Annotated in this window: 22 protein-coding genes; 8 read left to right on the forward strand and 14 right to left on the reverse strand. The window is 64.0% G+C overall.

All coding sequences use genetic code 11. The annotated features are described in order from the left end of the window. Positions 1-73: 73 nt before the first annotated feature. Positions 74-763, forward strand: a complete 690-nt coding sequence (locus ACQ5BM_RS21785) for a permease (RefSeq protein ID WP_429815769.1) — start codon at positions 74-76, stop codon at positions 761-763. Positions 764-776: 13 nt separating this feature from the next. On the opposite strand, the gene ACQ5BM_RS21790 is transcribed toward ACQ5BM_RS21785, so the two are convergent. From ACQ5BM_RS21790 to ACQ5BM_RS21825, 8 genes are all read right to left on the reverse strand, one after another. After that, positions 777-1,538 (reverse strand): ABC transporter permease, encoded by a 762-nt coding sequence (locus ACQ5BM_RS21790; protein WP_429815770.1) that lies wholly within the window; start codon positions 1,536-1,538, stop codon positions 777-779. Then, on the reverse strand, positions 1,535-2,461 hold the full coding sequence (locus tag ACQ5BM_RS21795; protein ID WP_429815772.1) for an ABC transporter ATP-binding protein: 927 nt from the start codon (positions 2,459-2,461) through the stop codon (positions 1,535-1,537). Before ACQ5BM_RS21795 ends, ACQ5BM_RS21790 begins: the two co-directional genes overlap by 4 nt. A gap of 106 nt (positions 2,462-2,567) precedes the next feature. Next, positions 2,568-3,050, reverse strand: a complete 483-nt coding sequence (locus tag ACQ5BM_RS21800; RefSeq protein WP_429815774.1) for a DUF6691 family protein — start codon at positions 3,048-3,050, stop codon at positions 2,568-2,570. Next, positions 3,047-3,454: a YeeE/YedE family protein gene (locus tag ACQ5BM_RS21805; RefSeq protein WP_429815777.1), complete on the reverse strand. Its 408-nt coding sequence runs from the start codon at positions 3,452-3,454 to the stop codon at positions 3,047-3,049. Before ACQ5BM_RS21805 ends, ACQ5BM_RS21800 begins: the two co-directional genes overlap by 4 nt. Further along, a complete protein-coding gene (locus ACQ5BM_RS21810; RefSeq protein ID WP_429815780.1) occupies positions 3,451-3,783 on the reverse strand; it encodes a metalloregulator ArsR/SmtB family transcription factor in 333 nt (110 codons plus the stop codon). Before ACQ5BM_RS21810 ends, ACQ5BM_RS21805 begins: the two co-directional genes overlap by 4 nt. Positions 3,784-4,391: 608 nt before the next feature. Further along, positions 4,392-5,648 carry an extensin family protein gene (locus ACQ5BM_RS21815; RefSeq protein ID WP_429815782.1) on the reverse strand — a complete coding sequence of 419 codons (1,257 nt, stop codon included), beginning with the start codon at positions 5,646-5,648 and terminating at the stop codon, positions 4,392-4,394. 319 nt (positions 5,649-5,967) lie between these two features. Beyond that, positions 5,968-6,519 (reverse strand): Kazal-type serine protease inhibitor family protein, encoded by a 552-nt coding sequence (locus tag ACQ5BM_RS21820; protein WP_429815785.1) that lies wholly within the window; start codon positions 6,517-6,519, stop codon positions 5,968-5,970. A gap of 405 nt (positions 6,520-6,924) precedes the next feature. Beyond that, positions 6,925-8,739, reverse strand: a complete 1,815-nt coding sequence (locus ACQ5BM_RS21825) for a methyl-accepting chemotaxis protein (protein ID WP_429815787.1) — start codon at positions 8,737-8,739, stop codon at positions 6,925-6,927. A gap of 274 nt (positions 8,740-9,013) precedes the next feature. Between ACQ5BM_RS21825 and ACQ5BM_RS21830 the strand changes: the two genes are divergently transcribed. The 3 genes from ACQ5BM_RS21830 (at position 9,014) to ACQ5BM_RS21840 (ending at position 10,773) form a co-directional block, all read left to right on the forward strand. Then, positions 9,014-9,403, forward strand: coding sequence for an acyl-CoA thioesterase (locus ACQ5BM_RS21830; RefSeq protein ID WP_429815789.1), 390 nt, complete (start codon positions 9,014-9,016; stop codon positions 9,401-9,403). Positions 9,404-9,471: 68 nt separating this feature from the next. Then, positions 9,472-10,005, forward strand: a complete 534-nt coding sequence (locus ACQ5BM_RS21835) for a hypothetical protein (protein WP_429815963.1) — start codon at positions 9,472-9,474, stop codon at positions 10,003-10,005. Between the two features lie 132 nt (positions 10,006-10,137). Beyond that, on the forward strand, positions 10,138-10,773 hold the full coding sequence (locus tag ACQ5BM_RS21840) for a TerC family protein (RefSeq protein WP_429815791.1): 636 nt from the start codon (positions 10,138-10,140) through the stop codon (positions 10,771-10,773). Positions 10,774-10,875: 102 nt separating this feature from the next. Here ACQ5BM_RS21840 and ACQ5BM_RS21845 read toward each other — a convergent pair whose 3' ends face one another. Next, entirely contained in the window at positions 10,876-11,229 is a 354-nt protein-coding gene (locus tag ACQ5BM_RS21845; RefSeq protein ID WP_429815794.1) for a DMT family protein, read from the reverse strand. 571 nt (positions 11,230-11,800) lie between these two features. Between ACQ5BM_RS21845 and ACQ5BM_RS21850 the strand changes: the two genes are divergently transcribed. Continuing rightward, on the forward strand, positions 11,801-12,244 hold the full coding sequence (locus ACQ5BM_RS21850; protein WP_429815797.1) for a TIGR02594 family protein: 444 nt from the start codon (positions 11,801-11,803) through the stop codon (positions 12,242-12,244). 30 nt (positions 12,245-12,274) lie between these two features. Here ACQ5BM_RS21850 and ACQ5BM_RS21855 read toward each other — a convergent pair whose 3' ends face one another. Together ACQ5BM_RS21855 and ACQ5BM_RS21860 are read right to left on the reverse strand one after the other, a co-directional pair. Continuing rightward, positions 12,275-12,820, reverse strand: coding sequence for a GNAT family N-acetyltransferase (locus ACQ5BM_RS21855; protein WP_429815800.1), 546 nt, complete (start codon positions 12,818-12,820; stop codon positions 12,275-12,277). Between the two features lie 156 nt (positions 12,821-12,976). Further along, positions 12,977-13,132: a hypothetical protein gene (locus ACQ5BM_RS21860; protein WP_429815803.1), complete on the reverse strand. Its 156-nt coding sequence runs from the start codon at positions 13,130-13,132 to the stop codon at positions 12,977-12,979. A gap of 169 nt (positions 13,133-13,301) precedes the next feature. On the opposite strand from ACQ5BM_RS21860, the gene ACQ5BM_RS21865 reads away from it, so the two are divergent. Further along, positions 13,302-15,056 carry a tetratricopeptide repeat protein gene (locus ACQ5BM_RS21865; RefSeq protein WP_429815806.1) on the forward strand — a complete coding sequence of 585 codons (1,755 nt, stop codon included), beginning with the start codon at positions 13,302-13,304 and terminating at the stop codon, positions 15,054-15,056. A gap of 6 nt (positions 15,057-15,062) precedes the next feature. After that, positions 15,063-17,234, forward strand: a complete 2,172-nt coding sequence (locus tag ACQ5BM_RS21870; RefSeq protein ID WP_429815809.1) for a CHASE2 domain-containing protein — start codon at positions 15,063-15,065, stop codon at positions 17,232-17,234. Positions 17,235-17,391: 157 nt separating this feature from the next. Here the strand turns inward: ACQ5BM_RS21870 and ACQ5BM_RS21875 are convergent, their stop codons facing one another. Next, positions 17,392-18,411: a FecR family protein gene (locus ACQ5BM_RS21875; RefSeq protein WP_429815812.1), complete on the reverse strand. Its 1,020-nt coding sequence runs from the start codon at positions 18,409-18,411 to the stop codon at positions 17,392-17,394. Between the two features lie 183 nt (positions 18,412-18,594). Then, complete coding sequence (locus ACQ5BM_RS21880; RefSeq protein WP_429815815.1) at positions 18,595-19,545, reverse strand: FecR family protein; 951 nt, start codon at positions 19,543-19,545, stop codon at positions 18,595-18,597. Between the two features lie 319 nt (positions 19,546-19,864). Between ACQ5BM_RS21880 and uvrB the strand changes: the two genes are divergently transcribed. Then, positions 19,865-22,936 carry an excinuclease ABC subunit UvrB gene (gene uvrB / locus ACQ5BM_RS21885; protein ID WP_429815817.1) on the forward strand — a complete coding sequence of 1,024 codons (3,072 nt, stop codon included), beginning with the start codon at positions 19,865-19,867 and terminating at the stop codon, positions 22,934-22,936. Positions 22,937-22,944: 8 nt separating this feature from the next. On the opposite strand, the gene ACQ5BM_RS21890 is transcribed toward uvrB, so the two are convergent. Beyond that, positions 22,945-23,610, reverse strand: a complete 666-nt coding sequence (locus ACQ5BM_RS21890; RefSeq protein ID WP_429815819.1) for a uracil-DNA glycosylase — start codon at positions 23,608-23,610, stop codon at positions 22,945-22,947. Between the last annotated feature and the right edge of the window lie 185 nt (positions 23,611-23,795).

Consider the following 23,795-nt stretch of genomic DNA (forward strand, 5'->3'; position numbering starts at 1 on the left):
GCACGGCGGAGGACTGTTCAAAGGCGCCGATCGTCGGGCCAAGAGACGAAACCACTGATGCGAGGGGCGCCTCATGGATTTCATGCGACTGCTGAAGTCGATCGAAGAGCTTCTCTACGAGCTCGTCTGCTGGCTGCTTTTCTATCCGCTGACCATGTGGCGCACGCTCCGCCATCCGCAGGCCATGATGCGCTACGCCGACGTCGAGCTCGGCGACGATCTGCCGGAGCAATATTCGGACGCGCTGAGCCCACCGCTCTTTCTGCTGATCACACTGCTCTTGGCACACGGAATGGAACTCGGCCTCGTCAGGCAGGCTGCTCCCTGGACCGCGACGTCGCTGCTTGCCTCCGACTCCAACCTGCTGATGTTTCGGGCCGTCGCCTTCAGCATTCTGCCTTTGCTGATGGCGGTGAAGCTCTTGCGCAACAAGGGCGCCAAGCTGACGCGCGACACGCTGCGCCCGCCCTTCTTCAGCCAGTGCTACGTCACCGCGCCCTTCGCTTTCGCGATCAGCCTCGGCGGCCAGTTGCTGATGACCGGGCACAACGCCTTCACGCCCGTCGGCGCCGTCTTCGTGGTGGTCTCGATCGGCTGGTATGTCGTCGCCGAGACACGCTGGTTCATGGCGGACCTCGGGCTTTCCGCGATGCGGTCGCTTCTCCAAGTCGTCGTGACGATCCTTCAGGCGCTGCTTGCGATGGCCGTTGCCAGCGTCATCATCGCCTATGCGAGTGGAGCCGTGCCGCTGCCGGCACTCTGACAGCGGATGGCCGTCAGTTTCTGAGCCGGTAGCCGGTGCGGAAGATCCAGGCGAGGATCGACATGCAGGCCGTCAGGAAGACGAGGATGATCGCGGCGCTGAAGATCGGGTTGACGTCGGAAACTTCGAAGAAGCTCCAGCGGAAGCCGCTGATCAGATAGAGCACCGGGTTGAAGTGACTGACCGCCTGCCAGAAGGGCGGCAGCATCTTGACCGAATAGAAGCTGCCGCCAAGGAAGACGAGCGGCGGGATCACCAGCATCGGGATCAGGTTCAACTGCTCGAAGTCCTTGGCCCAGATGCCGATGATGAAGCCGAACAGGCTGAAGGAAATCGCCGTCAGCACGAAGAAGAAAATCATCACGAACGGATGGGCGATCGTCAGGTCGACGAACAGCGAAGCCGTTAGCAGGATGATCGTCCCGATCATCATCCCCTTGGTCGCTGCCGCGCCGACATAGCCGAGCACGATCTCGACCATCGAGACCGGCGAGGACAGGACCTCATAGATCGTGCCGGTGAATTTCGGGAAATAGATGCCGAAGGAGCCGTTGCCGATGCACTGCGTCAACAGCGTCAGCATCATCAGCCCGGGGGTGATGAAGGCCCCATAGGAAACGCCGTCGATCTGCTGGATGCGCCCGCCGATCGCCGCACCGAAGACGATGAAATAGAGCGAAGTGGAGATGACCGGCGACACCACGCTCTGCAGCAGCGTGCGCCGGGTGCGGGCCATCTCGAAGAAATAGATCGACTTGATCGCTTCGATGTTCATCGCCCTGCCCTCACGATTTCGACGAAAATGTCTTCCAGCGAACTCTGCCGCGTGGAAATGTCCTTGAGCCGGATACCGGCCTCGGCCAAGGCCGCCAGCAGCGCGGTGATGCCGGTGCGTTCGGCGCTTGTGTCGTAATCGTAGATCAGACAGTGCCCGTCGCCCTCGAGCGTCAGGTTGTAGCTCGACAGCGTTTCGGGAACGTCATCCAGCGGATTGGCGAGATCGACCCGCAACTGCTTGCGCCCGAGCTGCGACATCAGCGCCACCTTGTCTTCGACCAGCAGGATCTTGCCGCCGTTGATGACGCCGATGCGGTCGGCGATTTCCTCCGCCTCTTCGATGTAATGCGTCGTCAGGATGATGGTGACGCCGGAGGCGCGCAGCCGCTCGACAACGTCCCACATGCTCTTGCGCAGGTTGACGTCGACGCCGGCCGTCGGCTCGTCGAGGAAGAGCACGCGCGGTTCGTGCGACAGCGCCTTGGCAATCAGCACGCGCCGCTTCATGCCGCCGGAGAGCTCACGCAGCATGTTGTCCTTCTTGTCCCACAGCGACAGATCCTTCAGCACCTTCTCGATATGGGCCGGGTTCGGCTTCTTGCCGTGCAGGCCGCGGGAGAAGGAGACCGTGTTCCACACCGTCTCGAAGGCGTCGGTGGTCAGTTCCTGGGGCACGAGCCCGATCATCGCCCGCGTCTTGCGAAACTCGCTCACCACATCATGGCCGCCGACCGTCACCGTTCCGCCGCTCGGATTGACGATGCCGCAGATGATCGAGATCAGCGTCGTCTTTCCGGCGCCGTTCGGCCCGAGCAGCGCCAGGATCTCGCCCTCCTCGATATCGAGGCTGACGCCCTTCAGCGCCTGGAACCCCGAGGCATAGGTCTTCGACAGATTGGAAACGGAAACGATGGGCGCCATGAAAGCTTATCCGGATGCGGGAGGCGAAGTCGGCAGGTTTCGCCTATATGGGGCAATTGATCGCGATTTGCAGCCTGCCCTATGGAAAAAACAAGGTGACGCTTTGTCAATGCGGCTGTGACAGGCGGGTCTCCGCCCCGGCGCCGCCGCCCATTCGAGACGGTCTGCGCGCCACCAGCCGGTCATGGATGAGCATCCCGGCAACCATCGCCGCCACGAAAAGCATCGTCACCGGCAGACCGAGCGACAGCGAGGCAAGCGCCGGGCCCGGGCACAGCCCCACCAGCCCCCAGCCGATGCCGAAGATTGCCGAGCCGCCAATCAGTCGCCTGTCGATGGTCTGATTATCCGGCAAATGGAAGGTTTCATCGAACAAAGGCCGCTTGAGCCGGCGCGTCAGCAGGACACCGAGCGCGGAAACCGAAACGGCGCCGCCGAGCACGAAGGCGAGGCTCGGGTTCCAATTGCCGGTGACATCCAGGAACGCCCGCACCCGCGCGGGATCGAGCATGCCCGACAGCGAAAGACCAAAACCGAACACGAGGCCGGAGACGAGCGTCGCCGCAAGGCGGAAAACTGCACCGTTCATCCGACCAGGCCCATGACGAAGACCGTGACGATCGCCGCGCCCATGAAGGTGGCGACCGCCGCCATCGAACGCCGCGACAGCCTTGCAAGCCCGACGACGCCATGGCCGCTGGTGCAGCCGGAGCCCATGCGGGAGCCGAAGCCGACCAGCAGCCCGCCGGCCACCAGCAGCGGCCAGGATGACGTGACCGTCACCCCGGGCCAGGCGCCGAAGACGAGACGAAAGAGCGGCGGTCCTGCCATCAGCCCCAGCACGAACAATGCGCCGATGGGGGCCTGCACCCCCTGCAGCAGGCGTCCGGCGATACCGCTAATCCCGGCCACACGGCCATTGGCCACCATCAGGATCGCTGCGGAAAGGCCGATCAACAGCCCGCCCGCCAGCGCATTCCCGTATTCGTTCATGTCCTGGAACCATCCCGACAGAAGATCTGATAGAGCGCGCCGACCAGACGCGCCACCTTGTCGTGGCTCAGCCGATAAAACACCTGCTTGGCCTGCCGACGCGTCGAGACAATGCCGGCATCGCGCAGCACCGTCAATTGCTGCGAGAGGGTCGGCTGGCGAATGCTCAGGCTTTCTTCGAGCGCCGCCACCGAGTGCTCGCCCTCCAGCAAGGCGCTCACGATCAACAGTCGATTTCGGTTGGCGAGGGTTCTCAGGATTTTCGAAACTTCGGCGGCATGCGCGGCCATATCCGCGCGCACCCCCGGAAATTGCATAACAGTTCCCATTGCTTCCTCCTGTCGTTGCCCTAGGAGTGAGTGGAGCCCCAATGCTTGCTGTGGTTTGCCGGACCACTATCCATGATTGTTATATCAAATAGTATAATATCGTATTACTTATTGGTTAACCAGACGAAACAAAAGGCACGTTACCATCGCTAGTACCGGACACCTGTCCGTTGACTGTCAAATCATATAGAAAATTCAGATCGTTACAACGCGACCCCGGCAAAGGGGAAAACGCCATATTTGGGGCAACCGTCCAGACGATTTCGGGCGGCCATAAAACTTGTGGTATAGTGACCGCAAACAGGAACCTGCGATGACGCCTCGGGGTCGACGGCCTGCACACCGGATACTGGTGCTTCGACGCCGGTTCGCCGCCGGCGCGAAGGCAAGCTTCGACCGTTATCCGGCGAAATATCTGCCAATGAATCGTCGCCTATCCCGTTCCCCTGTCACGAAACGGTGATGCTCTTCGAGCAATTTGCTCGCGCGGCGCGATATCGCCCTTTGATTTGCGCTCGTGATTTGCAGGCCGGAGCCTCCCCCTTTTTTGCTCCGGTCGTTGGGCCGGCCTCCCCGCCGGCCTCTTATTTCCGCGCGTGGCGCCGACGTCAGTCGCAGTGACGATAACCGGTCTTGCGCGTCCTGAGATCGAAGTGGAAATGGTCCTTGTGGAAGGGATCGCTGCCCGGGCCGAGCACGGTGTTGAAATATTTGCAGCTATCGGAGCGCACGGCCTTCAGGAGCCCGCGTTCGCGGAAGGCGAAGAAGCCCTTCTTGCGGACATCGATTTCCTTGCCGTTTTTCAAGACGAACTTGCCGACGTCGATGGCGTTGCCGCGCGCGTGTTCGGACATCGGGTTGCCGCGGCGCGAATTCATCGTGCGGCAGGAATAACCACCGAGCGGCTTGATGGTCTTGACGCCTGACCAATAGCGATAGCGGGACGATGGCGCGAGTTCGTATTTCACCCACTTGGCGAAGGCTTCCGTCACCTCGCAATTGAGCTTGACCGCCGGCTTCACGCCGATATTGCCCGAGAGACCGCTGAGCTCGATCGGATAGTCGATACCGCAGGACGGTCCGTCGCTGATGCGCGGAATGTCGCGGAAGACGACGCCGAGCTTCTTCAGGCGCTGGCGGCAGGCGATCTCCGAAGCCGGCATTTCGCCGGTGTAATCCGGCGCCGCCATCGGATTGCGCACGCGCGGCAGGAAGGCGACCTGCTGCGGCTCCTGGGCTCGCTGCATGGCGCGCTGCTCTTCCATCGCCCTTGCGCGTTGTGCCTCTTCCGCGGCGATCCTCTCGGGTGAGAGCGGCGGCAGGTCCGGATCGTAGCCGAGGTTGGCTTCGGCAGGAGGTGCGGCTCCGGACGCTCCGCCGAGCTGGCGTACGTTGTCTTCACCGATACCGCCGACCACCGGCTGGCTGGCATTGCCCTCGGCGATCTCATTGCTCTGCTCTTCCGCCAGGCCGACGACCGGTTGCTCGACACCGAGCATGGCATCCATGTTGACACCTTCATCGGGAATGGCCGTCGAGCCCGCATTCGCCGGCTGGGCGCCGGAGGAAACCGCTTCGTCGCTATCGATCATCGGTAGCGTGCGCCGCGTTTGCTGAGGCGCCGCCCGTACGGGAGCAACATAGTCGGGATCGCCGTTGCCGGTCGAAGCGGATGTTGCGGCAGGATAGGCGGCGACCTCTTCTTGCGGCACTGCATCGACCGGGAGCGGGCCGATCGAACCGACCCGCGAGCCGCCATCGATGCGGCCGGGTGGCGAAAGCGCGTCGTCGGTCGAACAGGCGACGAGCGATAGCGACAGAACGAGTGCCGTCAGCGGGCGATGGAGACGAGTAACAAACGCCATACCGAACTGCGCCTTCCCTAGGGCGATCAAGAAAGATCGCCATCATCACCCCGCCGCCCCTGCAGCGGCGCGCCAACCGGCACGCAATGCTCGCTGCAGCACTTCGAATTGCTGCCTTTCGCCTGTGTCGCAAACCGGGCACACAGCCGAAAGACCTGATTTCGGAAGCATTTTATTCAAATACGGTAAACGAAGCCTTGCGGCCGACACCCGTAAACGAGGGTGTAAGGCGCTCCGCTCCGGCCGACGGCAGACAACAAGAAGCCCGCGTCTTCGTCAGACGCGGGCTTCGAGTTTTCAGCGATCTATCCCCGGGATGTCAGCGGCATTCACCGCGATGCACCACCCGAAAGCCCGCACCGCCGGCCTCGCAGGCATTCGGGAAGGTTTCCATGCGACCGCCGCGCTGGCCGCAGACCGGGGCGAATTCGCGGGTGCAGAACTGCCCTTCCGACGGGCGATCGTCGCCGCGACGGCATTCGCCGCGGCCGATCACCTGGAAGCCCTCAGAACGCGCCTGGCAGGCATTGGGGAAGGTCCGCGTGTTGCGGCCGCGCTGGCCGCAGACCGGCATGTACTCCATCGTGCAGGCCTGCGGCGGCCGCGCCGGCGGACGGTTGTCCGGGCGGCACTCGCCGCGATGGACGACGTTGAAGCCGTCGGCGCGGGCCTGGCAGGCGTTCGGGAAGCTACGCAGGCGATTGCCGCGCTCACCGCAAACCGGCGCGTATTCCATCGTGCAAACCTGCGGACGGATCGGCCGCGGGCCCGGGCGCGGCTCGTCGCCGACGACGGTACAGGCGGAGAGAACCCCGAGCGCCAGCATCAGCGCGGCGACCGGGCGCGTCAGAAGGCCTTTGAGAAGTACCATGGATATCCCCTCTAAAGAAGCGGTAGGCAACCGGAGCGACGCCCCGTCAAACACCTCGCGCATTTCGCGTATCTATCCGCGGCTATCGTAAGGTCAAGGCCGAGCATCCCGCTTTGCACGGCAATCGAACGCATGCCGGGCGCGCCGGCCCCGCCGTGTTCCAGGGGCCAAACCCAGTTGGGCGCCACAGCGCGGCATCTCTTTCGTCCTCCGCGGGCTTGACCCGAGGACCAGCTACGCTGGGCCAACGGCGCAGTTGATGCGTTCTCGCTCGGGGGCTTCGGACTCAGCGCGGATGCTCGGTTGACCCCGAGCAGGATGGTGGGAGGAGCCCGCCGCCTTGCAATCAAGACAAAGCCCGCGCGGCATGCCACGCGGGTCTTGCTCAACGCTCGGCTGTCGTGCTTAGGCGGCGCGGCCGTAGGCCGAAGGCGATGCCGAGGACCGCAGCCGGAACTTCGCCAGCAATGACTTCAGTTCCCGGCTCTCGGCGGCCAGCGTCTGGCTTGCAGCCGTCGTTTCCTCGACCATCGCCGCGTTCTGCTGGGTCATCTGGTCCATGCTGTTGACCGCGACGTTGACCTCCTGCAACCCGGTCGCCTGCTCACGGGCGGCGGTCGCAATCGAGGCCACCTGCTCGTTGACCCGGTTGACCAGGGTTTCGATCTCCGACAGCGCTTCGCCCGTCGAGCGAACCAGTTCGACTCCGGCCCCGACCTCGCGCACCGACGCGCCGATCAGGTCCTTGATCTCCTTGGCGGCTCCCGCGGAGCGCTGCGCGAGTTCGCGCACTTCCTGCGCGACAACGGCAAAGCCACGGCCCGCCTCGCCGGCCCGCGCCGCCTCCACGCCGGCATTGAGCGCCAGCAGGTTCGTCTGGAAGGCGATCTCGTCGATCACGCCGATGATCTGGCCGATCCGGCCGGACGACCCCTCGATCCGCCCCATGGCATCGATGGCGTTGCGCACGATGCCGCCGGATTTCGCCGCACTCGCCTTGGTCTCGTTGACCATGTCGCGCGCCTCGTTCGCCCGTTCGGCTGCGTGGCGGACCGTCGAGGTGATCTCATCCAGGGCTGCAGCGGTCTCTTCGAGCGCGGCCGCCTGCTGCTCCGTCCGGCGCGAGAGATTGTTCGCCGCTTCCGAAATGTCGCCGGCGCTGTCCGTGACGATCTCGGTCGAGTGCGAGATGGAACCGATGACATCCCGAAGCGCTGCGACGGCCGTGTTGAAGTCCTCTCTCAGCTTGCCGTATTCGGGCGCGATAGGGCCGATCTCGGCGGTCAGGTCGCCGCTCGCGAGAAGCTCAAGCGCGGCACCGACGGTCTCCATCGCGTCCGCCTGCGCTTCCGCCGTTGCCCGCTGGCGCTGCTCGTTGCCGCGGCGCTCGGAATCGAGCCGCTCCTGCTGCTCGGCTTCGCGCGAGAGCAGTTCCAGCCGTTCGCGGACGGAATCGCGCAGCACCACCAGCACCTTGGCCATCTGGCCGATCTCGTCGCCGCGGTCGGTCTCCGGCACCTCGGACGAAAGGTCCTCATCGGCAATCGCCCGCATCGAGGCCTTCAGCTTCTCGACCGGTTTGACGACGCTGCGCACGATCGCAAGTGCCGCCATCAGAATGGCAAGAGCGGCGGCGGCGAGGATGCCGGCGGCCTGCCATGCCCGCTCGCGGAACATCGCCGCCAGATCGTCGGCATAAACGCCGGTGCCGACCACCCAGCCCCAGGGCTTGAAGCCGGCCACGTGCGAGTATTTCAGCACCGGCTCGTCGGCGCCCGGCTTCGGCCAATAATAGTCGACGAAACCCTGGCCGCTCTTTTCCACCGTCTTCACGAACTCGACGAAGAGATGCTTGCCGTTGGCGTCCTTGTTGCCCGTAAGATCCGTTCCGTCCATCTCCGGCTTGATCGGGTGCATCACCATCGTCGGATGCATGTCGTTGATCCAGAAGTAGCCGCTCCCCTGGTAGCGCATCGCCTTGATCGCCTCGAGCGCGCGCTTCTGCGCCTCTTCGCGGGAAAGCGTGCCGGCCTGTTCCTGCTTGTAATAGGCGTCGAACACCGCGATCGCGTTCTCGTTCATTGCCGAAAGCATCGCCTTGCGTTCGCCGACGAGCTTGTCTTGCGCCTGGAACAGACCAAAGGTCAGCGCCGCTGCCATGGTCAAAAGCGCAAACACCACCAGCGCGTAGAGACGCGCCGAGATCCTGAATTTCTTCATTGCCAATCCCCTGCCCCTTCGGCGCTCCCCGCGCCGCCCCTTCGGATCCTGGCACCACCGGCTTCGCCGATGGCCCTCCAAGAGCCTGCAGAATAGAGGGAGGTCTTTGCAAAGCCCCTAACAACCGATCCCCAAAATTGACGATCCTCAATCAGCCCATGCGAAAGTCTAATATGACGGTGTGGCAGGACACCGCCGGCAATTGTGCGGCACCGGTCTTCCCTCCGGAAGTGCGCTCGGGTTACATCTTCCATCCAACAGGGAGACAGGCGGCATGACCGAACAGACCAAACCGACCGGCGAACTGACCTTGCGCACGCTCGCCATGCCCGCCGACGCCAATGCGGCCGGCGATATCTTCGGCGGCTGGGTGATGGCGCAGATGGACCTTTCCTGCGGCATTCGCGCCGCGGAACGCGCCCGCGGCCGCGTGGTGACCGCGGCGGTCAAGGAAATGGCCTTTGCCCTGCCGGTCAAGATCGGCGACACGCTCTGCATCTATACGGATGTGGTGAAGGTCGGCCGCACTTCCATGACCCTCAAGGTCGAGGCCTGGGCGCAGCGCTATCTCTCGCATCTCATGGAAAAGGTGACCGACGCGATCTTCGTCATGGTCGCGCTCGACGAGCACGGCAAGCCGAAGCCGGTACCGCCGGAGGAATAGGAGCGGCCGCCTTGGATCCGGTTCCGACCAATCCGGAAATCTTCCCGCATATCCGCACCGTCATGGGCATGATCGTCAGCCTGAGCCTGGCGAGACTTCTCAGCGGGCTGGCGCTCTTCGTACAGCATCCCGGCAAGACGCGCGTCTACTGGATCCACCTCGGCTGGGTCCTGTTCATGTTCGTCTTCCTGGTGCATTTCTGGTGGTGGGAGTTCCACCTGCATTCGCTGGCCGTGATCGACGTCAGCGTCTACCTGTTCGTCATCCTCTATTGCTGCGTCTTCTTCTTCCTCTGCGTGATGCTGTTCCCGACGACGCTCGATGACTACAGCGACTACGAACACTATTTCATGTCGCGACGGGCCTGGTTCTTCGCCTTCCTGGCACTCGCCTTCGCCGTCGACCTCGTCGATACCGCGCTGAAGGGCAAACAGTATTTTGCCTCCTACGGTCTCGAATACCCCGCCCGCAACGCCGCCTATATCCTCTGCTGCATAGCCGCCGCCTGGACGCCGAACCGGCGCTTTCATGCCGCTTTCGTCGTCGTCGCCGTCGCCTATCAGCTCCTGTGGATGTATCGAGCCTTCGACCTGCTCGATTGAGACGGCGATCTGAGCGGCTGCGAAGGTTTTCCGCCAGCCGCGCGCCTCGGCCCTTGATCCCAGGGCGAGGCGGTGCTTTATCCGTTAGGCATATTTGAATCGCATCATGGCACGTCGGGGGACTGTCGCATCATGGAAATCTTTACCGCTGCCGGTCTGGCAGCGCTTCTGCAAGTCATCGTCATCGACCTCGTTCTCGCCGGCGACAACGCCGTCGTCATCGGCCTTGCTGCGGCCGGGCTACCGACGGCGCAGCGCAAGAAGGTCATCCTCGTCGGCATCATCGCGGCAACCGTGCTGCGCGTGGCGCTCGCCAGCGTTACCGTGCAACTCCTCGAGATCATCGGCCTGCTGCTGGCCGGCGGCATCCTGCTTCTCTGGGTCTGCTGGAAGATGTGGCGCGAAATCCGTGAGCAGCAGGCAGCCAACGCCGCCGGCGAAAGCGGTGAAGCGAGCGACACGCCGAAGAAGACTTTCATGCAGGCGGCCATCCAGATCGTTGTCGCCGACGTGTCGATGTCGCTTGACAACGTGCTCGCCGTCGCCGGCGCTGCCCGCGAACATCCGACGATCCTCGTCGTCGGCCTGATACTTTCGATCGCGATGATGGGCGTTGCCGCCGGTTTCATTGCCCGGCTGCTCAACCGTTATCACTGGATCGCCTATGTCGGCCTGGCAATCATCCTCTATGTCGCGCTCGACATGATCTATCGCGGCTCCGTCGAGGTCTGGCCGCATCTGGCGCCGGTCGTGGCGTCGATGGTCTAGCACCGGATCGTAACGGTCCAGCCGCTATGCAGTGGAAGGCAGGGCCCCGTGCCCTGCCTTTTTTCTTTTGCGGCCGTTCGGACGCCGCAGTGATTGGCGCCTTCAGCCCTTGAAGATGAAGGAAGCGCCGGCCGCGATCAGGGCGAAACCGACGAGATGGTTCCAGCCGATCGACTCTTTCAGCCAGAACACCGAAAAGGCGGCGAAGACCAGGAGCGTGATCACCTCCTGCATCGTCTTCAACTGCGCCGCTGAATAGACCTGATCGCCGATACGGTTGGCCGGAACCGCCAGGCAATATTCGAAGAAGGCGATGCCCCAGCTTGCCACGATCGCCATGTAGAGCGGTGACGACGTGTATTTCAGATGCCCGTACCAGGCAAAGGTCATGAAGACGTTGGAAAGCAGGAGCAGAAGGACTGGCCAGAGATAGGCCGGAGACAGGGTGAAGGACATCGAGAACCTCGGCTTGCGAATCATGGGCCGAACATGCGCCGTCGTCCCGTGCGGATGCAAGTCCCCGAAACCTTACACCGGCACGCGATGCCCTGCGGCGCCGCGCGTCTTGCTGGACGCGCAAAGCAGCACCTTCAATTGCCGCATGCCCTTCGATCGGTTGCGGCCAAAGGCAACATGTCATAGAGACTGCCGAAATGACATCTTTCGGCTGGCCAGAGTGGCGAATCGACAGCGGATCGGCACTTTTTCCGGAAAATAGCAACCCCTGCCCCATATTTTTACGGGTTTTGCCACAATTTTGTACTGGCGCATGCGCAATGTCGCTCGACTGTCCGACGGACAGGCAGGGGAATACCACACTTCGAAACGGCGGTTGCCGTGAAGTTGGCTCCGCGTTGAGCGCGGTTCGCCGACACGCCGATGCTGCGTATCAGACGCTGGGCACGCGCATGTCCGCCGAAATTTCCCAAGGGAACATTGGAAACAGTTGAGCAACCGGGTGCCATGCCGGCGTTCGCCAGGCCGCCCCGACCGTTCGCACCCAGCAACTTGTCAAGGAGACCTGACCATGAAGGTCCTGGCGTTACTTGCGGCTGCCTATGTCGCGCTCCTTCCGCCCACTCTTGCCAGCGCCGGCATGCTTGCCCAGGCGCAGCAATACAAAGGCCTGCACGAGATCAAGAACAACAAGACCCTTCGCGCAGCGCTCGGCATCAACCCGGCACGGACCCCCTGGTGCGGCCATTTCATGGGCATGGTTGCCCGCAAGGCCGGACGCAACCCGCCCCAAAGCTTCGGTTTTGCCCGCTCGTGGCTGCATTTCGGCGCGCCGGTCAAGCTCGCCTATGCGCGAGCCGGCGATATCGTCGTCGTGCGAACCGGCCGCGGCTACCACGTCGGCGTCCTGTCCGCGCTTTCGAAGTCGACGGCTCAGTTGATCGGCGGCAATCAGTCCGGCGGCGTCAGGGTCTCGCAGTTCGCGCGCGGCCAGGTCGTCGCCGTCCGGCGGTAGCGTCTCCGCAAGCCACGAAACCCGGCCTTTTCAGTGCCCGGCTTTCCGGACCGCCGGTGCATGTCCTAGCGCAAGCCGCATGGCGCAACGCCGCTCCGGCGGCAAGCCGTGTGCTGCCTCATTCGCCAGGATCTGCGCGAGCCGGACATCGAGTTCGTCTGCGGCCAGTGTCGCGAAGCCGAGCTTGCGGTAGAAGAGTTCGTTCCAGGGAAGATCGCGGAACGTGGTCAGGGTCACCGCGGCGAGCGCAGTCACGCGCGCATGCGCGATCGCAGCCAGCATCAAGCTGCGCCCGAGCCCCTGCCCCTGGCACTCGGCGGTGACGGCAAGCTGCCAGATATGCATGGCATCTCCGGTAACGCCGGCGCATAGAAAGGCGATCGGCCGGTCATCGGCATCGACCGCCACGACCGAAAGCCCGGTGCGCAGGAATTCACGATGCGCCTCGGCCGATTGCACGTCGTCGTCGGCGATCCAGGCAAGATCGGGGATCGTCCGGAACACCTCACCGGAGGATCGCTCTATGTCGGGCAGCAGGGCCGCGTCTTCTTCACGTGTGGGTCGAATCAGGGTCATGATGCCGGCATGCTATAGCGCAGTCCGTCCTAAAAGACGCGCAAGGATCGCTGCGGCGCTCTCAAATTCCGCAAATCATTAGCCGGATAAGGTGATATCGCTGGTTGGCGTTGGCATTGATCGCTGCCTGAAGCGCGGCTGCCGGCTCGACAGCGGTCACGCTCCGCTGCGGATAGGATCGGCCGCGCCGGCCAGGGACGCCTGGGCCAACGCGGCGATCGTGGCACCACCCTCGCGGGCGGTTTCGGCCGCCCGCGCTGCCGAAAGGTAGCCGTCACGGTTGCTGAAATGCGAAACTTGCACAATCTCCACGCCCAGAGGCTCCGCCGGACACAATCTGCCGTAGAAGCCCCATGGGTTGCTTTTTGCGCCTCCGGCCCAGCAATGGACACAAATCGGGGTGATTTATACTTCTCGGCTTTTCTAATTTAAGTTACGCTCATCTTTCTTCTGACAAGATGCCGCGGGAGGGGCTGCCCTCTTGGAACGGAAGCTCGCCGTAATCCTTGCTGCCGATGTCGCTGGTTACAGTCGCCTTGTCGCGGCCGACGAGGAAGGCGCGCTAGCAACGCTTGCCACCTACAGCGCGACGATCTCGCGCCTCGTGAACGAGCATGGGGGTCGCATCTTCGGCGCGGCCGGCGACAGCCTGGTCGCCGAGTTCCAGAGCGCCGTGCAAGCGGTCCGAGCGGCAGTAGCGATCCAGCGCAATCTGGAGCGGCGAAACGCCGATCTCGCGCCTGAACGGCGCATGCAGTTCCGCATTGGCCTCAATCTTGGCGACGTTGTGGTTGACGGCGGCAACCTGCTCGGCGACGGCGTCAACGTGGCGGCGCGGCTGCAGCAGGTCGCGCAGCCGACCGACATCTGCATCTCCGGTGCGCTGCACGAGCAGATCGTCGGCAAACTGGAATTTCCCGTGCACCGGCTTGGCGATCGCGCGCTGAAGAACATACCGCGCCCGGTGCTCGTGCACCGCGTCGACTGGCACGAGGATCCCATGAAACCGGATCTGTCCGGCATGCCGCTTGCCCTGCCCGACAAGCCATCGATCGCCGTGCTGCCCTTCGTCAACATGTCCGGCGATCCCGAACAGGACTTCTTCGCCGACGGTCTGACCGAGGACATCATCACGGCGCTTTCGCTCTACCGCTGGTTCTTCGTCATCGCCCGCAATTCCTCCTTCGCCTACAAGGGTCGCGCCGTCGACGTCAAACAGATCGGCCGCGATCTCGGCGTGCGCTACATCGTCGAAGGCAGCGTGCGCCGTGCAGGCTCGCGCGTCCGCGTCACCGGACAGTTGATCGAGGCCGAAACCGGCATCCATCTCTGGGCACACCGTTACGAGCGCGAATTCGCCGACCTCTTCGCCATCCAGGACGAGATCACCCAACATGTCGTCGCGGCGATCGAACCGGAGATCCTGATTGGCGAAAACCGCCGCGCCCTCTTACGCGGCAGCGATAACCTCGACGCCTATGAATGCCACATGCGCGGCACGTTGCTGCACAATGCGCAGGACTCCGCTGCGCATTTCAACGAGGCCGTCGAGTGGCAGCGGCGCGCGATCGCCCTGGATCCCGATTTCGGCCGGGCCCATATGATGCTCGCCCGCTCGCTCTTCGCGCGTTGCTATTTCGGCTTCAGCGACGATATCGACCGCGACAGCGCCGAGATGCAGGCTGAAGCCGCGCGTGCAGTCGTGCTGGAAGATCACGATCCCTATTGCCACTATGTCATGTGCCTCGCCAACTTCGCCGCCCAGCGGCCGCATGCCGCGGTCGCGGAAGCGCAACAGGCGATCGATCTCAACCCCAATTTTGCCCTCGCCCATATGGCACTCGGCTGGGCACGCATCTATGTCGGCCGCTTCACAGAGGCGCTCGAGCCGTTGCATACGGCGCTCAGGCTCAGCCCCCACGACCCACTGACCTATCTCTTTTTCAGCCGCATCGCGATCGCCCACTACCATCTCGGCAACTATGACGAAGCGCTGCACCACGCCGAACGGGCGCTACTGCTGCGCCGCACCTATTTCAGCCTGGTCGTGGTGATCACCTGCCTCGGCCAACTGGGCCGCGTCGAGGAGGCTCGCAAACTCTTTCCGGAAGTGATTGCCAACGCGCCGAGCGACATACCGCGCTACTGGCGTTTCTTCACCGCTTATGCCAATCCCGCCGACCACGCACATTTCAACGATGGGCTCCTCAAGGCGGGCCTGCCGATCGTCCCGTAGGCCGCCATGACACGAGCCCAGCTGTTCGGCGTTCTCATCGGCCTTGCGGTGGTGGCAGTCTTCACGGTCCTGCGTGCCAACGATCCGCAGCTTCTTCGCCAGGCGCGCGACGTCACCTTCGACGAATACCAGCGCATCGCGCCGCGCAGCTTCGAGGCGATGCCCGTCAAGGTGATCGACATCGACGAGGCCTCGCTGCGCGAATTCGGCCAATGGCCGTGGCCGCGCGACCGGCTTGCCAAGCTGACGGACCGGCTGACCGGAATGGGTGCCGCGGCGATCGCCTTCGACGTGCTCTTCGCCGAGCCGGACCGGCTGTCGCCGCGCACCGTCGTGCGGGACGTCGGCGGCGTCGATCCATCCTTCGTCGCGACCCTGCCCGACAATGACGAGATCTTTGCCCAGGCGATTCTCGACAAGCCGATCGTGCTCGGCTTCGGCCTCACCAACGAGGGCAGCTACCTGCCGCCGGTCAAGGCCGGTTTCGCCTTCACCGGCGAAAGTGCCGCCGAGGCGCCGCCGCGCCTGCATGCCGCCACACCGCTGCGGCCCCAGCTCGAAGCCAACGCTGCCGGCCTCGGCCATATCAGCCTTAATCCCGGCTCCTCCTCCGCGGTGGTGCGCGCTGCGCCGCTGTTCCTGAGCGACGGGCAGCAATTCTATCCGAGCCTCGCCCTGGAAGCGCTGCGGGTGGCGCAGGGCGCCTCGACCTATGTGCTCGCAGGAGCGCCCAACGTCGCCAACACCCTTACCGCCGTCAAGATCGGCGATTTCGTCGTGCCGCTCACCTCGACCGGCGAACTCTGGCTCTACGTCACGCCGGATACGACGGAGCGCTACATCTCCGCCCGGCGCGTCCTCACGGACGACGCGTCGTCGCCGGACGTTCGCGCGGCGATCGAAGGCAGCATCGTCTTCATCGGCACCTCGGCTGCCGGGCTGCAGGACGTGCGTACCACGGCGCTGGGCCAGAACGTGCCCGGCGTCTCGATCCATGCCCAAATCGTCGAGCAGATCCTCTCCGGCCGCTATCTCTCGCGGCCCGATTGGGCCGACGGGCTCGAAATCCTCTCGATCGCGCTGGCCGGGACGTTGCTCGTGCTGCTCACCACCTTCGTCAGCCCCGTGGTGGCGCTCGTCTGCGGCCTTGCGGTCACGGCGCTGGCGCTCGCCGCTTCCTGGCTGGCCTTCTATTATGGCGGACTGCTCTTCGATCCGCTGGCGCCGATCCTCGCCGCCTCGATCACCCATTTTTCCGCCACCGCCTATCGCTTCCTGGTGACGGATCGCGAGCGGCGCGAGGTCCGCCAGGCCTTCGGGCGCTATCTGTCGCCCTCGCTGCTCTATCGCATCGAGCACACGCGCAACGCGCTGAGCCTCGGTGGCGACGACCGCGAGCTGACGGTGATGTTCGTCGACGTGCGCAGCTTCACCGAGATGAGCGAACGCATGACGCCGACCGAGGTCGTCACCTTCCTCAACACGCTGCTCGATGCGCTCAGCCGCCATGTGCTCGCCAATGAAGGCACGCTCGACAAGTTCATCGGCGATTCCATCATGGCCTTCTGGAATGCGCCGGTCGATGTCGTCGACCATCCGCAGAAGGCGCTGCGCGCCGCTCTCGGCATGCGCGAGACCCTGGCCCGGCTGAATGCCGAGGACGCCTTTGGCTTCGGCGCCGGCCACGAGGTCCGCATCGGCATCGGCATCCATACCGGGCTCGCCTGCGTCGGCAACATGGGCGCCGAAACCCGCTTCAACTATTCGGCGGTCGGCGACACCGTCAATATTGCCGCCCGCATCGAAGCGGCCTGCAAGGATGTCAATTTCGACGTGCTCGTGTCGGAAGCGACCGCCGAGGCATTGTCGGCCTGCGCGCTGCTGGATGCGGGGAGCCTGGGCCTCAAGGGAAAGACGACACGCACCCGGCTCTTCGCGGTGGCCGGAGACGAAAGCCTTGCCGCCTCGCCCGCCTTCGCGGAATTGCGGCGCCTGCACGAGCGGCTCGTCACGGTCCTGCGAACGCGCGCAACCTCGAGCCGCGGCATCATCAATGCGGCAAAGCTGAAGTCTGCCGCCCTGGCGCCGGGCCTGGTCGGTTTCTACGCCCGGATCTCGCGCCGATCGGAGCATTTCGCCGAAACACCGGCCGAAGACGCCAAGCGCCCGGCGGAGTGAACGACGGCGCGGCGCCGCGGATGGTTTCCATCCGACCCAGGCGACCTCGACTCAGACTCTCGGATATCTCGGCAAACCTTTGATTTATTGTCGGTTCGTTGTTGCCACACTCTCGACGCTGCCAATCCAGCCTGCGGCTCATGCGCTCGCCGATTACCTAATTCTGGCTTTGGCTTTGGCTCTGGCTTTGGCTCTGTTCCTGGTGCTGGGTTCCACCGCCCTGCTGCGACTGTTCCTGCCGCTGTTCCTGCTCCTGGCGCTGCGTGCCCTGGCCCTGTCCTTGCTCCTGCTCCTGCCGCTGCGATTGGGACTGCCGCTGGCTGCCCTGGCCTTGTTCCTGTTCCTGGCGCTGCTCCTGCCGCTGCCGTTGACGCTGTCCGTTCTGTTCCTGCCGCTGCCTCTGTTCCTGGCGCTGCGTCCCGGGTATCAGCGGCTTACGCGGCTTTTCTTGCTCGACGGCGGGGGGCTTCACAGTCAGCGGCTGGCGTTCGAGATCCTCCTGGATCGCCGCCGCCAGGCTGCAGCCGCCCCCCGCCCAGCCCAGCGCTCCGGACAGTCGTTGCCCACCGGAGAGGAAAGGCAAAGCTTGCGCGTTGCCCAGTGATTTCAATGTATTGCGGCTGACTCTTTTCGGATCGCTGATGCCGCCGCCGGGCTTGGCGACGACGCAGTCGCAGCGCTGCGTCAATTGCCGGCAGCCGCCGGGGCCACAGAAATTGGCAGCGCCGCTCAAAAGCACGACGGCGGTGGTGCCGTCGCGGCCGACATAAAAATCGAAGGCGGTGCCACGCACGCCGATCGTCCCGGCCGGCGTGACGATTTCATAGGCCGAATGGCCGGATTTGCCGCTGATCCAGCGGAAGGTGCCCTTGGCGGCCATGATCGTCAGCTTCTTCACCGACTTGGCATCGTCATAGACGAACTTGTCGATGACCACGGACGAGCCCCAGCCGACCGCAAGCTTGGTGCCATCCTGGAAGACGAATTGGCCGAGACCGGATTTCGACGTCGAAATCCGCTCGTCCTTGTAGACCGGGTCCTTGACCGCGATCGGACCACGCGCGCCGCTGACCGCCGTCCGGATCTGCACCGCCTGGCCGACGGGTTCGGCGGCGATGGTCGGACCGTAGGTCACGGCGCAAAACGCGATGAGTGCGGCACCACGCAGGCAGAACATGGCACCCTCCAAAGCGCCATTGTTATCATGTGACCGGGATTTATGTCTTGTCGCCCAATCGGATAACGGAGCGTCCCGTCACAACCGTAAGAGTTAGGCGGTCATCGCCGCTTGCCCGGTAGTGGCCATCGGAGGCAAGCGGCGGCGTGCAAAGGACCAGGCGCCAGGCGGCCGGACGGTTCGTCAGTCATTGTGATGACTGCGCCCGTTCTGATGCCCGTTGTTCTGGTGGCCGTTGGCATGTTCGAGCACATCCTTGTGGTTGGCGTCCTCGCCGCGGATATCCGGATGTTTCATCTCCCAGTGGCGATTGCGGTAGCCTTCTTCCTGCACGGGCTTCTGAGGTTTTTCCTCCGGCTCGTGCGGCTTCTCCTCGGGCTTCGGTTTTTCCTCGCGCGGCTTTTCTTGCTCGACGGCGGGGGGCTTCACAGTCAGCGGCTGGCGTTCGAGATCCTCTTGGATCGCCGCCGCCAGGCTGCAGCCGCCCCCCGCCCAGCCCAGCGCTCCGGACAGTCGTTGCCCACCGGAGAGGAAAGGCAGGGCTTGTGCATTGCCCAGTGATTTCAATGTATTGCGACTGACCCTTTTCGGATCGCTGATGCCGCCGCCGGGCTTGGCGACGACGCAGTCGCAGCGCTGCGTCAATTGCCGGCAGCCGCCGGGGCCGCAGAAATTGGCCGCACCGCTCAAAAGCACGACGGCGGTGGTGCCGTCGCGGCCGACATAGAAATCGAAGGCGGTGCCGCGCACGCCGATCGTCCCGGCCGGCGTGACGATTTCATAGGCCGAATGGCCGGATTTGCCGCTGATCCAGCGGAAGGTGCCCTTGGCGGCCATGATCGTCAGCTTCTTCACCGACTTGGCATCGTCATAGACGAACTTGTCGATGACCACGGACGAGCCCCAGCCGACCGCAAGCTTGGTGCCATCCTGGAAGACGAATTGGCCGAGACCGGATTTCGACGTCGAAATCCGCTCGTCCTTGTAGACCGGGTCCTTGACCGCGATCGGACCACGCGCGCCGCTGACCGCCGTCCGGATCTGCACCGCCTGGCCGACGGGTTCGGCGGCGATGGTCGGACCGTAGGTCACGGCGCAAAACGCGATGAGTGCGGCACCACGCAGGCAGAACATGGCACCCTCCAAAGTGTTATTGTTATCACGTGACCGGGATTTATGTCTTGTCGCCCAATCGGGGTAACGCAACGGCACGTCACAACCGTAAGAGTTATGCCGGCGCCGCGCGGTTGAACGGGTACAAGCCATGGGCGACCCCGCGCCAGCGCCGGTTCAATCGATGGCCGCCGCGAATTCGGCATCGACCTTGCCGCGAACTCGACGCTCCGCCTCCGCCGTCTCGCCTGCCATCGGGCGACCGAAGAGGCGCGAATGTTGCCGTTTTGTACTCCCTCGCCCCTTTCCTTTCGCCCGGACTCTCTCCATATTCCCCCGCATGACCAAATCTCCGAAGAATGCCCCGCCGAAGCCCTCCACTCCGTCCGGTTTCGAAGAAGCGCCGCAGGCGCCGCTCTCAGGCACGCCGCTCGGCGGCAACGTCTCCGATTGGGTGAAGCAGCTCGAGGCCGAGGCGGAGGCCTCCGCCTTCGAAAGCCAGCGCGAGATCGCCTCCAAGGCCGGCAAGCACCGCAAGACGGTGGAGATCGCCGCCTCCAAGGCGGCCCGGAGCGACGACAAGTCGGCCGAAGGCCGCAAGCCCGAACGGGCGTCCGAGCTGACGCGAGGCCCCCGCGGAGCGAAGGCGCAGAGCGCCGGCAGCGCGAGCGGAAGAACCTCGCGCGGCACCTCGATGGGCGGCTCGACCGATCCGAAGACGCGCGCCGCCGCCGGCCTCAATCCGGTCGCCGGCCTCGACGTGTCGCTGGAGGACGCCCACAAGCTGACCTCCACCTCCGGCGTCACCGCCACGGTGGAAGCGCTGGCGGCGCTGATCGAGAGCGGCAATCCGCTGTTCAAGGACGGCAAGCTCTGGACGCCGCACCGCCCGGCCCGGCCGGAAAAATCCGAAGGCGGCGTGCCGCTGACGATGGTGACCGACTACCAGCCCTCCGGCGACCAGCCGACGGCGATCGCCGATCTGGTCGAGGGCCTCTCCTCCGGCGAGCGCAACCAGGTGCTGCTCGGCGTCACCGGCTCGGGCAAGACCTTCACCATGGCCAAGGTGATCGAGGCGACGCAGCGCCCGGCGGTGATCCTCGCGCCGAACAAGACGCTGGCCGCGCAGCTCTATTCCGAGTTCAAGAACTTCTTCCCGGACAACGCGGTCGAGTATTTCGTCTCCTACTACGACTATTACCAGCCGGAAGCCTATGTGCCGCGCTCGGACACCTACATCGAGAAGGAATCCTCGATCAACGAGCAGATCGACCGCATGCGCCACTCGGCGACGCGGTCGCTGCTCGAGCGCGACGACGTGGTGATCGTCGCCTCGGTCTCCTGCATCTACGGTATCGGCTCGGTCGAGACCTATACCGCCATGACCTTCCAGATGAATGTCGGCGACCGGCTCGACCAGCGGCAACTGCTCGCCGACCTCGTGGCGCAGCAGTACAAGCGCCGCGACATGGATTTCCAGCGCGGTTCCTTCCGCGTCCGCGGCGATACGATCGAGATCTTCCCGGCCCACCTGGAGGATGCCGCCTGGCGCATCTCCATGTTCGGCGACGAGATCGACGCAATCACCGAGTTCGACCCGCTGACCGGCCAGAAGACCGGCGACCTGAAATCGGTGAAAATCTACGCCAACTCGCACTACGTGACGCCACGCCCGACGCTGAACGGCGCCATCAAGGCGATCAAGGAAGAACTGGCGCATCGCCTGGCCGAGCTGGAAAAGGCCGGCCGCCTGCTGGAGGCGCAACGGCTGGAGCAGCGCACCCGCTACGATGTCGAGATGCTGGAAGCGACCGGCTCCTGCCAGGGCATCGAGAACTATTCGCGCTACCTCACCGGCCGCCGCCCCGGCGAGCCGCCGCCGACGCTGTTCGAATATATCCCCGACAACGCGCTGATCTTCATCGACGAAAGCCACGTCACCATTCCGCAGATCGGCGGCATGTATCGCGGCGACTTCCGCCGCAAGGCGACGCTGGCCGAATACGGCTTCCGCCTGCCCTCCTGCATGGACAACCGCCCGCTGCGCTTCGAGGAATGGGACGCGATGCGCCCGGACACGATCGCCGTTTCGGCGACCCCCGGCGCCTGGGAGATGGAACAGGCCGGCGGCGTCTTCGCCGAACAGGTCATCCGCCCGACCGGCCTCATCGATCCGCCGGTGGAAGTGCGCTCGGCCAAGACCCAGGTCGACGACGTGCTCGGCGAGATCCGCGAGACGGCGGCTGCCGGCTACCGCACGCTCGTCACCGTGCTCACCAAGCGCATGGCCGAAGACCTCACCGAATACCTGCACGAACAGGGCATTCGCGTGCGCTACATGCACTCCGACATCGACACGCTGGAGCGCATCGAGATCATCCGCGACCTGCGCCTCGGCGCCTTCGACGTGCTCGTCGGCATCAACCTCCTGCGCGAAGGCCTCGACATTCCCGAATGCGGCTTCGTCGCCATCCTTGACGCCGACAAGGAAGGGTTCCTGCGCTCCGAGACCTCGCTAATCCAGACCATCGGCCGCGCCGCCCGTAACGTCGACGGCAAGGTCATCCTCTATGCCGACACCGTCACCGGCTCGATGCAGCGGGCGATGGAGGAAACCGGCCGCCGCCGCGAGAAGCAGATGGCCTACAACGAGGCCAACGGCATCACGCCGGAATCGGTGAAGGCGAAGATCTCCGACATCCTCGACTCGGTCTACGAGAAGGACCACGTGCGCGCCGACATCTCCGGCGTCACCGGCAAGGGTTTCGCCGACGGCGGCCACCTCGTCGGCAACAACCTGCAGGCCCATCTCAACGCGCTGGAAAAACAGATGCGCGACGCCGCCGCCGACCTCGACTTCGAAAAGGCCGCGCGCCTGCGCGACGAGATCAAGCGCCTCAAGGCCGCCGAACTGGCAGCGATGGACGACCCGCTGGCGCGGGAAGAGGCGCGAAGCGCCGAAGGCACGACAGGGAAAGGCAAGGACTCGGCAAAGTCGCAGGAGAGCCGGAGGGATACCTCCTCATCAGCGTCCCCGTCCTCTCCGTCATCCTCGGACTCGACCCCAGGATCCAAGCCCACCGACGAAAAATCCCTCTTCCAGAAACCCTCGCTTGACGACATGGGCCCGGGCACCGACACCGAGCGCCCGCTGTTCCGCAAGCCCGACCTCGACGAAATGGGCCGCGACGTCGCCACCCCGCCCGGCCGCAAGTCGGACCAGTCGCTGTTCAGGAAAAATACCCTGGACGAAATGACCGTCGGCCGCACCGAAAAGCCGGTCACCGGCCACGTGCCGGAAAAACCGATCCTCACCCGGGCCAAGCCGGGCATCGGGTCGTATGAGGATCCGGCGGCTGAGAAGCGGCAGAAGGGCCGGACGAAGGGAAAGACGGGGCGGCCGGGGCGGTGATCGTCGCCCTAACGCCGCTGCGCCTGCCGTCCCTTCGTTCCCGCCATGGGGTAGAGCAAACGCATCTGTTCTAAAAACTCCGCCTGGCCACCATAACTTGGATGCCGAACGTGGATGGTCTCGGATGATATTTTGCGAGCCCATTTAGCCGCGTCGTCGCCAATGGCCACGATCCGTCGCACCTCAAGCAAGACGCAGAGTTCCTGCAGGAACGTAAAGCCAACCTCGGCTTCTTCTCGCGTGTGATGACGGTTGCTAAGCGAATCCTCGCCGCAATGGGGATGCAGCGGGAAGACATTCCAGGTCATGATCGGCACATCGGCTCTGTCCAATAGGCGAAAGACGTTCGATGCCGTTCGTTCCCTCACGGCGGGCCCATTGGTGGCGCGACGGAGTGATTTCAGCCTCAGATGGGAAGCATAAGTATCGAGGCAATATTCGTCGGTTAAGGCAACGCCCGTACGGCGACCACCTTTGTAACCCAAGTCCCGGCCGACCCAGATGTCCACCGAAGGCGCCGCAGCGAGGGCGAGCAGGATCTGCGTAAGATTGTTCCTCCGTATGTCGGGCGCCGATTGCTGGTCATGAAGAGGACAAGTATCGGCATAGGGATTGAAGCAATTCTCAAACCTCACGTTTGAAACCCGCTCAACAAATCGCTCGATCGCGTTCATACCGGGGCCCAACCTGACGGCTCACCGCAAAGCGTACAGCGCTGTGCGTCTTATCGGACGCGCAAAGGTCGCGGTGGCGTTTTGAATGGCTGCATGTTTTGTCCTCTAATCGGCTGCAGTTAAAGGAAACATGCAGTCGCGGCTTTCATTTGGCAGCCAGCAATGATGTCCGAGTGCAAGCGACC

Origin of the sequence: Ensifer sp. B1-9 (genome assembly GCF_050474445.1) — a bacterium.
GTDB lineage: Bacteria > Pseudomonadota > Alphaproteobacteria > Rhizobiales > Rhizobiaceae > Ensifer.